We start from the raw sequence: 14,795 nt of genomic DNA on the forward strand, positions 1-14,795 counted from the left end.
CACACTGGACTGCACGACGGCGTGCCCCCGCAGGCCCGGCCGCGCCACTCCCCCGTGCACCGGTGCGGGGCCTCACGGAAGGACTGGTCGAGGTTGACCTCTGCCGCACTCGACGACCTGCACTCGACCACCCCCGGCTCGACGTCGCGACGGGCACCGCGTGCCTCGTTGCACACCGACGCGCCGTCCCTGTCGTTGAACGGCGACTGGGACTTCCGGTGGTCACCGGTGGCCGATGCCCCGGGGTTCGAGGACCCCGACGGGTGGGGGTCGCTCCCGGTGCCGTCGCACTGGGTGCTGCACGGTCACGGTGCGCCGAGCTACACGAACGTGCAGTACCCGTTCCCGGTCGACCCGCCGCACCCACCGGACGAGAACCCGACCGGTGACCACCGCCGGACGTTCACCCTGCCGGACTCCTTCGACCGCGCAGCGCGCGTGCTGCTCCGCTTCGACGGAGTGGAGTCGCACTACCGGGTGTGGTTGAACGGCACCGTCGTCGGGTGGTCGACCGGGTCCCGGCTCGCCACCGAGTTCGACGTGACGTCACTGCTCCGCCCGGGGGCGAACGAGATCCGGGTCCGGGTGCACCAGTGGTCGGCGGCCTCGTACCTCGAGGACCAGGACCAGTGGTGGCTGCCCGGCATCTTCCGCGACGTCACCCTGCTGGCACGGCCCACCGCCCCGATCGACGACGTGTTCGTGCGCGCCGGCTGGACCCCGGCGCCCGGGGACGCGGCCTCCGCCGGGACCGCAGCGTCGGGTCGTCCGTCGACCGGGACCGGCACGATCTCGGTGCCGACCATCGACGCGGTGTTCCCGGTGCACTTCGCCGTACCCGAACTCGGCGTGGACGTGACCTGGACCAGCGCCGACGACGTCGCCCCGATCACCGTCGAAGGCGTCGAACCGTGGAGCGCCGAACTCCCGCGGCTGTACGACGCGACGCTGACGTCGGGGGGCGGCGGCGCTGTCGGCGGCTCCCTCGATGGGGAGACCGTGTCGCTGCGCCTGGGCTTCCGGAGCGTGCAGATCGTGGGCGACCGTTTCCTGGTCAACGGCGAGCGCGTCGTGTTCCACGGCGTGAACCGGCACGAGACGCACCCCGTCCGCGGCCGGGTGTTCGACGAGGCCCACGCCCGCGCCGACATGGCGCTGATGAAGCGGAGCAACGTCAACGCCATCCGCACCTCGCACTACCCGCCGCACCCCCGCGTGCTCGACCTGGCGGACGAACTCGGCTTCTGGGTGGTCCTGGAGTGCGACCTCGAGACGCACGGCTTCGAGTCCCAGGGCTGGCTCGGCAACCCGTCCGACGACCCGGCGTGGGAGGACGCCTACCTCGACCGCATCGCCCGGACCGTCGAGCGCGACAAGAACCACGCCTCGATCGTGATGTGGTCGCTCGGCAACGAGTCCGGCACCGGCCGGAACCTCGCCGCGATGGCGCAGTGGGTGCACGCCCGTGATCCCGAGCGACCGGTGCACTACGAGGGCGACTACTCGGGCGAGTACACCGACGTCTACTCGCGGATGTACCCGACGCTGCAGGAGACCGAGTCGATCGGCGGCGGTCCGGCCACTCCCCTGCTCGGCTGCGGTCCCGCCGAGGCCGCACGACAGCGGTCGAAGCCGTTCATCCACTGCGAGTACGTGCACGCGATGGGCAACGGCCCCGGGCAGATCGCCGAGTACGAGGCTCTGGTCGACCGCTACCCACGCCTGCACGGCGGCTTCGTGTGGGAGTGGCGGGACCACGGACTGCTGGCACACACGGAGGACGGCACGCCCTACCACGCCTACGGAGGCGACTTCCACGAGGTCGTCCACGACGGGAACTTCGTGATGGACGGCCTGGTGCTGCCGGACGACACCCCCACCCCGGGGCTGGCGGAGTTCGCGGCGGTCGTCGCGCCGGTCCGCCTGTCCGTCTCGGACACGACGGTGCTGGTCGAGAACCGGTACCACGCGGCCTCCACCGCGGGGCTGCGGTTCTGCTGGACCCTGTCGCGGAACGGCGTCGTCGAGGCGTCCGGGCGGCTCGTCCCCGGGATCGTCGCGGCGCGGCGGTCCGCCACGGTGCCGGTGCCCGACGAGGTGCTGGCGGCAGCCCGGGCCGATGCGGACTCCCTCGCGCCGGGCGACGAGCTGTGGCTCGACGTCGTGGCGGAGCTCGCCGGGCCCACCGCCTGGGCGGACACCGGGCACGTGGTCGCACGCACCCAGACGCTCGTGGCGAGCCGACCGGCGGCGGTGCCACGGGCCTCCAGTCCGGGCTGGGACGGGGACCGTCTCGGGGAGGCGACCTTCACGGCACGCGGTGACCTCGCGACGTTCACGGGCCACGACGTGTCCGGTCCGCGGCTCGAGCTGTGGCGCGCGCCGACGGACAACGACCGTGGTGCCTCGCAGGGCGGGTACGAGACTGCGGATCCGGTGCTGACCCTCGGCGTCGGTGACCCGACGGCACCCTCGTCGGCGTCTCGGTGGGAGGCCCGAGGTCTCGACCGTCTGACCCACCGGCTGGTGTCCGTGACGCGGACCGACGACGGCCTGGTGCAGCGGGTCCGGGTCGCGGCCGCGAACAGCGGGGCCGGCGTCGAGGTCACGCACCGGTGGACCCTGACCGACGCCGGACTGCTGCTCCGGACGGACGCCGTGCCGTTCGGCGGCTGGGACGTCACCTGGCCGCGGATCGGCGTGCGCATCGACCTGCCCGCCGCGCTGCTGTCCGAGACGGCCTCGTGGTTCGGGACCGGGCCGGACGAGTCGTACGCGGACTCCTCGCACGCGGCACGGGTCGGGCGGTTCCAGGCCCCGGTGTCGGCGATGACCACGCGCTACTCGATGCCGCAGGAGAGCGGGCACCGGCCGGAACTCCGGACGCTGAGCGTGGGGCCGATCACCGTGACGACCCTGCCGGATCCCGCATCGGGGCACCGCGCCGGGTTCACCCTGACGCCGTGGACCGCGCAGCAGGTCGGGCGTGCCGGGCACCCGCACGAGTTGCCGGTGCCGGACGCGCTGTACCTGTACCTCGACGACGCGCAGCACGGGCTGGGGAGTCGGGCGTGCGGGCTGGACGTGCTGCCGGAGCACCAGCTCTGGCCGAGCGCGCGAAGCTGGAGCGTCCTGCTGGCGTAGCGGGGGGCGCCGGGGCCGTTGGCGCCAACGGCACCCGGTGCCGGCTGGCGCCGCACAACAGGAACCCGTCCGAACCAGGGGATCCCCCGGTTCGGACGGGTTCCTGTTGCGCCCAGCCGCAGCGCCAGCGCGGCGCGGTGCGGCGTCAGCCGCGCGCGATCGCCCCGGCGGCCGTCGGGTCGGCGCCGTCGAGGAACTGCGTCAGCCGCTCAGCCTCGCCCGGCTCTTCGATCGCCTCGGCCGCTCGGCGCAGCGCGAACAGGCTCCGGAGCACGCCACGGTTCGGCTCGTGCGACCACGGCACCGGCCCGGCTCCCCGCCACCCGGCCTTCCGCAGGGCGTCGAGGCCGCGGTGGTACCCGACCCGGGCGTACGCGTAGGACTCGACGGTCGCGCCGCGTGCCCATGCCTCGTCGGCGAGCATCGCCCACGCCAGGCTCGACGCCGGGGAGGACACCACCACCGAGGCGACGGGAGCGCCCGCCGCCAGGGCCGCGTCCACCTCGGGCTCGGCGGCCAGCAGCGTCTCGGGGTTGGTCGAGGGGTTCGGGAGCAGGTTGTCCGGCATGCCCGCCACGCTACTTGAGCCGCCCGGTCACTTCAGCGGGTCGTGTCCCCAGTTCATGAGCGAGTACCGCCACCGGGTGTCCTCGACGTCGCCGGAGGGCCGCTGCTCCATGTGCCGCGCCACGTACCCGACGACCTTCCGCATGTGCGCGTAGTCGTCGTCGGTGTACTCGCCCTGCTTCTTGCGGAGGATCCGCACGATGTGCCGCCCGGACTCGTGCCCGGTCGACTCGGAGGCACCGTCCTTCTTCTGGCCGACCTCCTTCGACTCGTCGGAGTCCAGCCAGTCCTGCAGCTGCGAGGCGGTCATGTTCACCGCGTCGGCGAAGTCGTCCCGGGTCTGCTTCTCGTCGTCAGCCATGTCGGACATCTTGCGCGGCGCGACTGCGCGGTCGTACGGTGAGTCGTACCCCGTCGTCACGCGGGGCCCCGGTGCGGGACGACCGACCGACGGCACGGGTGGCGGCCACGGGGCCTCCCGACGGGAACGGATCCGGCATTGCGCGAGACCACCGGCACTGCGCCGCAGCAGCCGCTGTCCCTGCGCTGACACCGTGACCTCGCTCGCCTCTCCGCGGGTCTGCCGCCTCCGCGGCTGACGGTGTCGTGCGCCCGCACGACCACCGGAGGCATCGCCATGCCCATCAGCCCGTCCGTCGTCCTGCACGACGTCTCGTTCACCTGGCCCGACGGCTCCGTCGCGCTCGACCACCTCACCGCCGCCTTCGGCCGCGGTCGCACCGCCCTGGTCGGGAGGAACGGTGCCGGCAAGTCGACCCTCGTCCGGCTGGTCACGGGTCAGCTCACCCCCACGTCGGGCACCGTCACGACGACCGGCCCGGTGGACCACCTGCCGCAACGACTCGCTGACATCGGGTCGCGCACTGCTGATGGTGGCTTGGAGGCCCGTCCCGCCTCCCCGCGCACGGTCGCCGACGTGCTCGGGGTCGGCCCGCAGGTCAGGGCGCTCCGGGCCGTCCTCGCCGGGGACGCCACCCCGGAGCTCTTCGACGTGGTCGGTGACGCCTGGGACGTCGAGGAGCGCGCCGGGGTCGCCCTCGCCGCACTCGACCTCGGCCCGGCGGACCTGGACCGGCCAGTCGACACACTGTCCGGCGGCCAGGCCGTGCTCGTGGCGGTGGCGGGCATCCGGCTCCGCGGTCGGCCGATCGCGTTCCTCGACGAGCCGACGAACAACCTCGACCGCCGAGCACGTGCCACGCTCCTCGACATGGTGGACCGGTGGCGCGGGACCCTCGTCGTGGTGAGCCACGACCGGGAACTGCTCGAGCACGTCGACGAGGTCGTCGAGCTCCGCGACGGTGCCCTGACCGTGTTCGGCGGGACGTACTCGGCGTTCGAGGAGCACCTCGCCGTGCAGCAGGCCGCGGTCGAGCGCGAAGTCCGGGTCGCCGAACAGCGGCACCGTGCCGAGAAGCGTCAGCGCATCGAGGCCGAGACGACGATCGCGCGACGGGCGAAGGCAGGCGCGGCCTCGGCGTCGTCGATGCCGAAGATCGTGGCGAACGAGCGGCGGAAGCGCGCCGAGGCGACGGCAGGTCGGCTGCGCTCCGGGCACACGTCGGCCGAAGCGGCAGCGCTGGCGATCGTGCGGGAGGCCGGCCGGCGGGTCCGTGACGACGAGCACCTGCACGTCGAGCTGCCCGACCCCGGGGTGGCCGCGTCCCGCCGGATCGCGACCGTCACGGTGCGCGGCCGGACGATCGTCGTGCAGGGGCCGGAGCGCATCGCCGTCGTCGGCGACAACGGCGTGGGCAAGACGACCCTGCTCGAACACCTCGTCGGACTGCCCGGAGCGCGGCGGCACCGTCTGCCGGAGACGACGGCCGTGCCGCACACCGACCGGATCGGCTACCTGCCGCAGCGGAAGGACAGCCTCGACGACGATGCGACCGTCCTCGAGAACGTCCGTCGGGTCGCCCCGGACATCGCACCAGCCGAACTGCGGAACCGCCTCGCGCGGCTGCTCGTCCGGGGCGACACGGTCGACCGGCCCGCCGGATCGCTGTCCGGCGGGGAGCGGTTCCGGGTGGCGCTGGCCGGCCTCGTGCTCGCCGACCCGCCGCCGCAGCTGCTGGTGCTCGACGAGCCGACGAACGACCTCGACATGGCGAGCGTCGACCAGCTGGTGACGGCGCTCCGGGCGTACCGGGGTGCGCTGGTGGTCGTGAGCCACGACGACACGTTCCTCGACCGGCTGGACCTGGACGGACGGGTGCACCTGCGCTGAGGACACCGGCGGCCAGCGCCGGGCGTCGGCGTACGGCGTCGGGCTCGGGCGTCGGGACCGGTCCGCCGTCAGCGCCGCCGGGACGGCCGGATCGAGAGCACCTCGACCGTGCCGCGCTCCGGCAGGTCGACGACGGTGCGGACCGCGTCCGCGACGTCGGACGGCGCGAGGTAGTAGTCGGTGTCGTAGTCCTCGCCGAGCTTCTCGGTGAGGGCTCGCTGCATGTCCGAGTCGGTACGGCCCGGGTGCACGCTCGACACCCGCACGCCGTTCGCCCGCTCCTCTTCACGCAGCGCGTCGGTGAAGGCCCGGAGCGCGAACTTCGAGGCCGCGTACACGCCGCCCCCGGCACCGGCGGTGAACCCGGAGCCGCTGTTGATCGACACGACGATGCCCCGCGCCGCCCGGAGGCCCGGCAGCGCCACCCGGGTGAGCTCGGCGACCGCGAAGACGTTGGTGGCGAAGACGGCCTCCCACGTGTCCCGCGGGGTGTCCGCGATGCGGGTGCCCTGTTCGACGCCGGCCGAGTGCACGAGGACGTCGATCCAGCTCGGCACGGCCGGCAGGTCCCCGGCGCCCAGGTCACCGACGAAGGGCTCCGCACTCGGCAGCTCCGCGACGACGGCGGCGACTGCGTCGGCGTCGCGTCCGCCGACGAGCACGTGGTGCGTCCGGCCCAGGTCGGCCGCGACCGCGCGGCCGATGCCGCGGGTCGCTCCGGTGACGAGAGCGACCGGACGGTCGTTGGCGGGGCTGGAGACGGGGACGGGAGGCTCGGTGTCGGTCACGCAGGCCAGCCTACGGAACCGGTACCGGGCCTCCCGTCCGGGTGGCGTGTCCGGAGACTGCTCAGTCGTCGTCCTTGGTCTCGCCGGCGCTCTGCCGGATGCGGATGCCCTGCAGGACGTCCTCGGCGCGCTTCTCGTCCTGCTTCTCGGTCTGGCGGGTGTCGCGCTCGGGGAGCTGGATGTCCTCCTCCGCCTTGATGCCCGCCTGGAGCTCGCGGCCGCGCTCGATCTCGGCGTCGAACTCGGCGCCGAAGAGCAGCGCGTTGTTCGTGATCCAGATCCAGAGCAGGAAGACGATGACTCCACCCAGTGAGCCGTACGTGGCGTTGTAGTTCGAGAAGTTCCCGACGTAGAAGCCGAACCCGACGCTCGCGATGATCCAGATGAGCAGCGCGATGATCGACCCCCCGCTGACCCAGGTGAACTTCGGCTGCTTGACGTTCGGCGACCAGTAGTAGAGCACCGCGATGATGACGACCGCGATGACGAGCAGGATCGGCCACTGCACGATCGACAACACCAGGGCGGCAGCGTCGCCGAGGCCGATGACGTCGCCGAAGCTGCGGGCGAGCGGCCCGGACACGAGGGCGAGGAGGCCGATCACGAGGAGGACGACCGTCGTCACCGTGACGCCGAGCATCGTCGGGCGGAGCTTCCAGATCGGACGTCCCTCGCGGACGTTGTAGATGCGGTTCATCGCGCGGCCGAACGCGCCGACGTAGCCGGAGGCCGACCAGAGCGCACCGAGGATACCGACGATGAACGTCACCGGCGCTGCGGGCGAACGGACCAGGTTCTCGACCGGTCCCCTGATCAGCTTCACGACGTCCTGCGACCCGATGTTGCCGATGATGTCGAGCAGCGTCTTGATCGTGGTGTCGGCCTGACCGATGAGGCCGAGGATCGACACGACCGCCAACAGCCCGGGGAAGAGCGCCAGCACGGAGTAGTACGTCAGGCTCGCGGCCAGGTCGGTGCACTGGTCGCTGGTGAACTCCCGCAGGGTCTTCTTCAGTGTGTAGACGACCGTGGGCTTCTTCAGGTCGGTCGGGGAGTCCGGCTTCCGGGGGTCGTCCGCCGCCGGCTTCTGTGCTTCCTTCGCCATGATCAGCCCTTCGCTGCCTTCGTGATCCGCTTGAGGACCTTCTTGTTCCGCTTGGCGTCCTTCTTCCGACGCTTCTCGGCGGCCTGGCGTTCCTGGTACACGGGGTTGCCCGTCGGGTCCTTCCGCGTGAACACCGGGACGCCCTTCGACTGTCCGTCCTTGCGGACCTTGACCGGCTTGAACACCGGGACGGGGGCGGGCTCCCGGAGAGCGGAGAGTCGCCCGGCGGGCTCGTTCCGGATGCGGGCACCGACGATGATCGTGGCGACACCGGCTGCGGCGGTCAGGGCGACGGCGACGAGCGGCGTCGGGTCACGGTGCCAGCGCTGCCGGGTCTTCGCGAGGGCGAGGCGGGTGCGCGCGGGGACGTCGGACTTCTGCCGGATCCGCGTCACCGTGTCGACGATGCGCTCCCGGGTCCGTACGTTCCGGAGCTCGAGCTCGGGCATGGAGTCGTTGGGCATGTTCCCTGAGTACACGCTCCGCGGTGAGTGCACGCGCTGGCGTGCGGTCCGCGGACGTGCAGTGGGCGATCCGGAGCCGGACGCACACCCAGGGGTGTCGGCCTAGCGTCCGCCGCATGCTGTTCCGGGACGTCGCCGAGGGCATCCACCGCCTCGAGCTCGCACACACCAACACCTACCTGGTCGAGACCGGGGACCGACTGCTCGTCGTCGACGCCGGGCTGCCCGCCGTCTGGCCGCACCTGCTGCTCGCCGTCCACGACCTCGGCTACTCCCCCGACCGGGTCGAGGCGCTGCTGCTCACGCACGGGCACTTCGACCACGTCGGGACGGCGGCGAGGATACACCGCGAGTGGGGCACCCCCGTGTACGTGCACCCGGGCGACCGTGACCTCGCAGCGCACCCGTACTCGTACCGGCCGCAGCAGAACCGGTTCGGGTTCGTCGTCGCGCACCCCGGCGGCCTCCGACCGCTCAGCCGGATGCTGCTGGCCGGCGCCGCGACCGTCGACGGCATCGACGAGGTCGAGACCCTGGAGTCCCGTGCGGACGTCCCCGGGAACCCGTGGATCATCGAGACGCCCGGCCACACCGACGGGCACGTGGCGCTGCACTTCGCGGACCGGGACGCGGTGATCGCCGGCGACGCGCTGGTCACCTTCGACCCGTACACCGGCGGGATCGGCCCGCGGGTCGTGGCGCCCGCGGCGACGGCGGACATGGCGACCGCTGTGGCGTCCCTCGACCTGCTCGTCGACACCGAGGCGCAGCACGTCCTGCCGGGGCACGGCCCGTCGTGGTCGCGGGGGGTGCGGGCCGCAGTCGCCCAGGCGCGGCGGGCGGCCGGCGCGGCCTGACGCGCCCGGTCCGTCACCCGAGGTCGCCCAGGTCCGGCGCCCGAGGTCGCCCGAGGTCGCCCGGTCCGTCGCCGAGGTTCCGAAATCGCGGCATCTCGACGCCCGAGGTGCCGCGATGCCGGCACCTCGGGGGAGTACGCGCGGCGAGTTGCGACATCTCGGACGCGCACGCCGACGCGCACGCGGGAGCGCGGGACCGGGAGGCGCGGGGCCGGCCCCGCGGGACCGCACCGGCAGGGCGGCCGCCCCGGCCCACCCCGCCCCGCTCAGTGCGTGAAGGCGAAGCCGATCAGGGCCATCGTCACGATGAAGCCCGCCAGGTAGTTGATCCAGAGGAAGCGCTTCCAGCCCGCGTTCGCCGCCTCGGCCCCGGCGTCCGTGACGTTCCACCACGGCAGCACGTTGAGCGCGTACGGCACGACGACGACCGCGGCGATCGGCCCCGGGAACGCCGAGAACAGCAGCGCCACACCCGCGACGAGGTACGCCACGAACGCCAGACGGACCGTCGCCCGGGCACCGATCACGGTCGCCACGGACCCGATCCCGCCGGCCCGGTCGGCGAGCACGTCCTGCACGGCGCCGAACGCGTGCGAGGCGATGCCCCACAGGAAGAACGCCACGCACACGGCGACGAGCTGCCCGGTCCACTGGCCCCCGGCGAGCGCGAGCCCGTAGACGGCCGGGGACACGAAGTGCGTCGACGAGGTCAGGGAGTCCAGGAACGGCTTCTCCTTGAAGCGCAGCCCCGGTGCCGAGTAGGCGATGACCGCGAAGACGCTGATCGCGAGGACGAGCCACGACCACGGCCCGCCGAGCAGCACGAGGACGAGCAGGAAGGGCACGTTCGTGACGACCACGGCCCAGAGCGTGGCCCGGTGCACGCTCCGGTCGAGCAGCGCCCCCTCGACGCCGCCCTTGCGCGGGTTGCGCAGGTCGGACTCGTAGTCGAAGACGTCGTTGATGCCGTACATCGCCAGGTTGTAGGGCACGAGGAAGTACACGACGCCGACGAGGAACGCCAGCAGCGAGAACCCGCCACCCCCCTCGACGCCGACCCCGCTGCCGAGCAGGTGGGCGGCGGCGAACGGGTAGGCGGTGTTCACCCAGCTGATCGGTCGCGAGGACACGAACAGGGCACGGAGCGTCGACGGCCTGGAGGCTCGGCTCACGGTCATGGGGTCTCCTCCGCTGCGCGGGACGGCTGGGTCGGGCGCTCTGACCGTACCGGTCCGGAGACCGCGTCCGGTCGCCGGCTCCGGTCGGTTCCCAGCCCGTCGAGCAGCACCCAGGAGCTCGGCAGCAGCAGGACCGCGCCGATCGAGTACGCCAGGTCCTCGACGGGGAACAGGCCGATGCGCGCCCCGAGGACGAGCGCCGGGTCGTAGGCGACGATGCCGAGCCCGACGATCACGTTGTTGAACACGCACGTCATCACGAGCAGCGCGACGCCGGCGACGACCCCGGTGAGCACGGTGGTGCGACGGCCACGGGCGGCAGCCTCCGGACGTGCCGCTCGTCGGCGACGTGCCGACACGATGCCGGCGAGGACCGCGACCAGCACGGCGACGCCGAGGAACGGCACCGCGAGCAGCGCGTACGTGCCGGACCCGGTCATGCCCGGCCCCCGTCGTGGCCCGCGTCCGTGGAGCGCCGAGCGCTGAGCCGCGCGAACACCGGGCGGAGGGCACCGAACAGGTCCATCGTCGTCCAGCAGAGCAGCACCAGGAAGAACAGCTCCTCGAGCGGCACGTCCGGCGCCAGGAGCACCCCGGTGAGCAGCCCGTTCGTGCCGATGAAGAAGATGCCGAGGTGCACGCCCACGACGTCCCAGACCATGAAGAACACCAGCCCGATGAGCATCACGGCGGCGGCGCGCACCGGGGCACGCCAGAAGAACAGCCGGTACCGGGCGTCGAGCACCGCGATGCCGGCGATCGAGATCAGCAGTCCGGCGAGGTACAGCCCGGGCATCAGCCCGTCGTCCGTACCGGCGGCGCGTCGACGGACCGCGGCAGCGGGGTCGGCAGCGGCTCGGTCGAGGTGTCGCCGTGGATCCGCTTGAGCAGGACCTCGGCACTGATCAGGCACATCGGCAGTCCGATGCCCGGGATCGTCGAGGCGCCGACGTAGTAGAGCCCGTCGACCTTCGTGGAGGCGTTCTTCTCGCGGAAGAAGGCGCTCTGCGTCAGGGTGTGCGCCGGGCCGAGCATCGACCCGTTCCAGGCGTTGAGGTCGTCGGCGAAGTCCTGCGGGCCGATGGTCCGGCGGACGCGGATCCGGTCACGCAGGTCCGGAACACCGGACCGCTCGGCGATGACGTCGATGGCGCGGTCCGCGATCGCCTCGACCTGGGCGTCTCCCGCTCCGTCGAGGCCGCCCTTGCCGATCGAGACGTCGGCCGGCAGCGGGACGAGGACGAACAGGTTGCTCTGCCCCTCCGGTGCGACCGAGTCGTCGGTGAGCGACGGCGCGCAGACGTAGATCGACGCGGGGTCCGGCACGTGCCGGTCCTTGCCGAAGATGGCGCCGAAGTTCTCCTTCCAGTCCTCGGTGAACACCAGCGTGTGGTGCAGCAGTCCGGGGACCGGGCCGTCGATGCCGAGGTACACGAGCACCGCGGAGGGGCCGGGGTCGCGCTTCGCCCAGTGCGCGGCGTCGTGCGTGCGGTGTTCCTGCTCGAGGAGTTCCATCTCCGTGTGCCGGAGGTCCGCGGCGCTCACGACCAGGTCGGCGTGCTCGACGTGCTCCGTGCCGTCCTGGTCACGCCAGGCGACACCGGTGGCGTGCCCGCCCTCGACGACGATCCGGGTCACGGTCGCACCGGTCGTGATCGTCGCCCCCTCGGCGAGCGCGACCCGCTCGACGGCGGCGATGACCTGCGTGATGCCGCCCTTCGGGTAGAGCACCCCGTCGGCCAGGTCCAGGTGGCTCATCAGGTGGTACATGCTCGGCGCCTGGTACGGGCTGGTGCCGAGGAAGACCGCCGGGTAGCCGAGGACCTGCCACAGGCGGTGGTCCTCGACCGCGGTCGACGCGAACGACGACAGCGGCTGGAGCAGCAGTCGCGCGAGCTTGCCCATCCGCTTGAGGACGTCGGGGGCGGCGAGCTTCGTGAGGTCCTGGAAGGTGCCGTACAGGAACCGACGGACCGCCATGTCGTACGTGTCGGCGGCGGAGTCGAGGTACTTCGCCATCTTCGCGCCAGCACCGGGCTCGATGGACTCGAACAGGGCGATGTTGGCCTCGCGCGAGGACCGCAGGTCGATCGGCTCGTCGCGGCCCTCGGTGTACACCCGGTAACCGGGGTCGAGGACGTCGAGGTCCAGCTGCTCGTCGGCGCTGGTTCCGAGCAGCTGGAAGAAGTGGTCGAACACCTCGGGCATGAGGTACCAGCTGGGTCCGGTGTCGAACCGGAAGCCGTCCTGCTCCCACGTGCCGGCGCGGCCACCGAGCTGGGTGCGCTGCTCGAGGACGGTGACGGCGAAGCCGTCCCGGGCGAGCAGGGCGGCGGCCGCCAGACCGCTGATGCCGCCACCGATCACGACGGCACGGCGGACCGGGACGATGCGGGTGGCGGACGGTGCGGCAGTGGTCGGGGCGTCGGTCGGACGGGAGGCACGGGTCGGGCTCACGACGAGCCTCCAGTCTGTGGGGTGGTGACGGTGCGCGCGGGCAGTGCGCCGCGTCGGCTGAGGACACGCGCGGCGAGCCGTGCCTTCACGGGGTTCGGGACCCGGACCCGGGAGGTGACGAGCCGGTCCGCCGGGGTGGCGGCGATCCGGTCGTTGAGCTCCTGGAACAGTGCGTGTGCGAGGGCGACCGCGGGGCGAGCGTCCCGCGGCAGCAGCGGGACGGTGACGGCGGCCCGGTCGAGGTCCGACTGGACGTCGGCGACGAGCCGGCCCTTCGTCGCCTCGTCGAAGGTGCGCACGTCGACGCCCGGGAAGTACGAGCGGCCGAGGACCTCGAAGTCGGCGTGCAGGTCGCGGAGGAAGTTCACCTTCTGGAAGGCGGCACCGAGGGCACGCGCGCCGTCGACGAGGACGGCGTCGTCGAAGATCGGGCGCCCGGCGCGGTACACGAAGGCGCGGAGGCACATCAGGCCGACGACCTCGGCGGAGCCGTACACGTAGGCGTCGAAGGAGGCCTGGTCGTGCTCGGTCTGCTCGAGGTCCATCCGCATCGACGCGAAGAACGGCGCCGTCAGTTCGCTGCCGAACCCGACGGTGCGGGCGGTCCGGGCGAAGGCGTGCACGACGGGGTTCACCGAGAAGCCGAACGCCATGGCGCGGTCGGTGTCCTGCTCGAGCTCGTCGAGCACGATCCGGGCGAGCGCGGGGTCCAGGCCGGCCTCGGTCGCGGGGCCGTCGACGACCTCGTCCGCGACCCGGACCAGGGCGTAGACGTTGCGGATGTGCTCGCGGGTGTCCTTCGTGAGCAGGCGGCTGGCGAGCCCGAACGACGTGGAGTACCGGCTGATGACGACGCTCGAGGCGGCCTCGGCGGTGGCGTCGTAGAGCGGGAGGCGGTGACCGGTGGTGCTCGAGCTCACCGGACGCGCTCCACGAGTTCGGTGACGAGCCCCTCGAGTCCGGCGCCGAGCTCGCAGGGCAGGCCGGCGAGCTCCGCACGTGCCAGCGCGGTGTGGTCACGGATCCGGTCGAGGGCCGCGTCACGTGCACCGCACTCGACGAGCAGGCCCCGGAGGCCCGCAGCACGTTCCTCGGTCAGGTCCGGGTCGCCGAGGTACGGCGCCAGGTCGGCCCAGCACTCGGTGGTCGCGGCGTACGCGATGAGCATCGTGCGCTTGCCCTCGCGGAGGTCCCCGATGGCGGTCTTCCCCGTCGATCCCTCGTTGCCGAAGACCCCGAGCAGGTCGTCGACGATCTGGTAGGCGATGCCGATCTCCCGGCCGAAGGCACCGAGCGAGGCGACGACGGGCTCCGGCGCACCGGCCAGGACCGCACCGGACTGCAGCGGTGCCTCGAAGCTGTAGACACTCGTCTTCGCGCGCTCCATCTGCAGGACCTCTTCCACGGTGGGCATCACGCCGAGCGCGAGGTCCACGTCCGCCATCTCGCCGGCGGCGCTGGCGAACACGGCGTCGTCGAACAGGTCGAGCAGGCGCGAACGACGGTCGCCGGTGACCCCGCTGGCCTCGATGAAGCGGGGGGCGGCGGCGAGCGCCAGGTCCCCGGCGATCACGGCGGCGCTCGTCCCCCGGTGTTCGGCCGTCGGCAGCGGCAGCCCCCCGGTCGTCGCGTCGTCGCGGAAGGACCCGGCGACGTTCGGACGCCCACGGCGGGACCAGTCCCGGTCGATGACGTCGTCGTGGACGACGAGGGCGGTGTGCAGCAGTTCGTACGCCGCAGCGACCTGCGACGCGGCGTGCACGTCCTGCCCGCCGAGCGCCGTGTACGAGGTCAGGACCATGCGTGGCCGGAACCGTTTGCCGCCCATGCTCGCCCTGCGCAGGACGCGCCAGAGTTCTTCGGACGGTCGGCCGAAAACCTGGGCCCGGGCGCTCGACACCGTGAAGAAGCGCTCCAGGCACTCATCCACCAGCGCGAGGTCGATGTGCGCCACGGTGGCCGCTTCCTCGGTCATTGGCCTAAT

Annotated in this window: 14 protein-coding genes; 3 read left to right on the forward strand and 11 right to left on the reverse strand. The window is 72.4% G+C overall.

The features are described from left to right. Positions 1 to 93 precede the first annotated feature (93 nt). Positions 94 to 3,144 carry a glycoside hydrolase family 2 TIM barrel-domain containing protein gene (locus DEJ25_RS13095; RefSeq protein ID WP_111044945.1) on the forward strand — a complete coding sequence of 1,017 codons (3,051 nt, stop codon included), beginning with the start codon at positions 94 to 96 and terminating at the stop codon, positions 3,142 to 3,144. Positions 3,145 to 3,289: 145 nt separating this feature from the next. Here DEJ25_RS13095 and DEJ25_RS13100 read toward each other — a convergent pair whose 3' ends face one another. Together DEJ25_RS13100 and DEJ25_RS13105 are read right to left on the reverse strand one after the other, a co-directional pair. Continuing rightward, the gene (locus DEJ25_RS13100) at positions 3,290 to 3,712 is read right to left on the reverse strand and encodes a DUF3151 domain-containing protein (protein ID WP_110903825.1); all 423 of its coding nucleotides are present in this window, start codon (positions 3,710 to 3,712) and stop codon (positions 3,290 to 3,292) included. A gap of 27 nt (positions 3,713 to 3,739) precedes the next feature. Beyond that, positions 3,740 to 4,072: a DUF3140 domain-containing protein gene (locus DEJ25_RS13105; protein WP_110903826.1), complete on the reverse strand. Its 333-nt coding sequence runs from the start codon at positions 4,070 to 4,072 to the stop codon at positions 3,740 to 3,742. Positions 4,073 to 4,348: 276 nt separating this feature from the next. Here DEJ25_RS13105 and DEJ25_RS13110 point away from each other — a divergent pair, with 276 nt between their 5' ends. Beyond that, positions 4,349 to 5,962, forward strand: coding sequence for an ABC-F family ATP-binding cassette domain-containing protein (locus tag DEJ25_RS13110; protein ID WP_111044946.1), 1,614 nt, complete (start codon positions 4,349 to 4,351; stop codon positions 5,960 to 5,962). Between the two features lie 68 nt (positions 5,963 to 6,030). Here DEJ25_RS13110 and DEJ25_RS13115 read toward each other — a convergent pair whose 3' ends face one another. The 3 genes from DEJ25_RS13115 to DEJ25_RS13125 form a co-directional block, all read right to left on the reverse strand. After that, positions 6,031 to 6,750 carry an SDR family oxidoreductase gene (locus DEJ25_RS13115; RefSeq protein WP_110903769.1) on the reverse strand — a complete coding sequence of 240 codons (720 nt, stop codon included), beginning with the start codon at positions 6,748 to 6,750 and terminating at the stop codon, positions 6,031 to 6,033. Between the two features lie 61 nt (positions 6,751 to 6,811). After that, positions 6,812 to 7,855: a YihY/virulence factor BrkB family protein gene (locus tag DEJ25_RS13120; RefSeq protein WP_110903770.1), complete on the reverse strand. Its 1,044-nt coding sequence runs from the start codon at positions 7,853 to 7,855 to the stop codon at positions 6,812 to 6,814. Between the two features lie 2 nt (positions 7,856 to 7,857). Next, a complete protein-coding gene (locus DEJ25_RS13125; protein WP_146236725.1) occupies positions 7,858 to 8,319 on the reverse strand; it encodes a hypothetical protein in 462 nt (153 codons plus the stop codon). Between the two features lie 116 nt (positions 8,320 to 8,435). Between DEJ25_RS13125 and DEJ25_RS13130 the strand changes: the two genes are divergently transcribed. Then, positions 8,436 to 9,176, forward strand: coding sequence for an MBL fold metallo-hydrolase (locus DEJ25_RS13130; RefSeq protein WP_111044947.1), 741 nt, complete (start codon positions 8,436 to 8,438; stop codon positions 9,174 to 9,176). A gap of 266 nt (positions 9,177 to 9,442) precedes the next feature. Here DEJ25_RS13130 and DEJ25_RS13135 read toward each other — a convergent pair whose 3' ends face one another. Genes DEJ25_RS13135 through DEJ25_RS13160 form a run of 6 tightly spaced genes read right to left on the reverse strand, consistent with a single transcriptional unit; the run spans position 9,443 to position 14,786 of the window. After that, the gene (locus DEJ25_RS13135) at positions 9,443 to 10,354 is read right to left on the reverse strand and encodes a prenyltransferase (RefSeq protein WP_110903773.1); all 912 of its coding nucleotides are present in this window, start codon (positions 10,352 to 10,354) and stop codon (positions 9,443 to 9,445) included. Beyond that, a complete protein-coding gene (locus tag DEJ25_RS13140) occupies positions 10,351 to 10,794 on the reverse strand; it encodes a lycopene cyclase domain-containing protein (protein WP_110903774.1) in 444 nt (147 codons plus the stop codon). Before DEJ25_RS13140 ends, DEJ25_RS13135 begins: the two co-directional genes overlap by 4 nt. After that, a complete protein-coding gene (locus DEJ25_RS13145) occupies positions 10,791 to 11,150 on the reverse strand; it encodes a lycopene cyclase domain-containing protein (RefSeq protein ID WP_110903775.1) in 360 nt (119 codons plus the stop codon). Before DEJ25_RS13145 ends, DEJ25_RS13140 begins: the two co-directional genes overlap by 4 nt. Continuing rightward, positions 11,150 to 12,811 carry a phytoene desaturase family protein gene (crtI, locus tag DEJ25_RS13150; protein ID WP_111044948.1) on the reverse strand — a complete coding sequence of 554 codons (1,662 nt, stop codon included), beginning with the start codon at positions 12,809 to 12,811 and terminating at the stop codon, positions 11,150 to 11,152. Before crtI ends, DEJ25_RS13145 begins: the two co-directional genes overlap by 1 nt. Further along, positions 12,808 to 13,731, reverse strand: coding sequence for a phytoene/squalene synthase family protein (locus DEJ25_RS13155; protein WP_111044949.1), 924 nt, complete (start codon positions 13,729 to 13,731; stop codon positions 12,808 to 12,810). The genes crtI and DEJ25_RS13155 overlap by 4 nt, the downstream gene beginning before the upstream one ends. Continuing rightward, on the reverse strand, positions 13,728 to 14,786 hold the full coding sequence (locus DEJ25_RS13160; protein ID WP_181427438.1) for a polyprenyl synthetase family protein: 1,059 nt from the start codon (positions 14,784 to 14,786) through the stop codon (positions 13,728 to 13,730). The genes DEJ25_RS13155 and DEJ25_RS13160 overlap by 4 nt, the downstream gene beginning before the upstream one ends. Between the last annotated feature and the right edge of the window lie 9 nt (positions 14,787 to 14,795).

Origin of the sequence: Curtobacterium sp. MCPF17_011 (assembly GCF_003234145.1) — a bacterium.
GTDB lineage: Bacteria > Actinomycetota > Actinomycetes > Actinomycetales > Microbacteriaceae > Curtobacterium.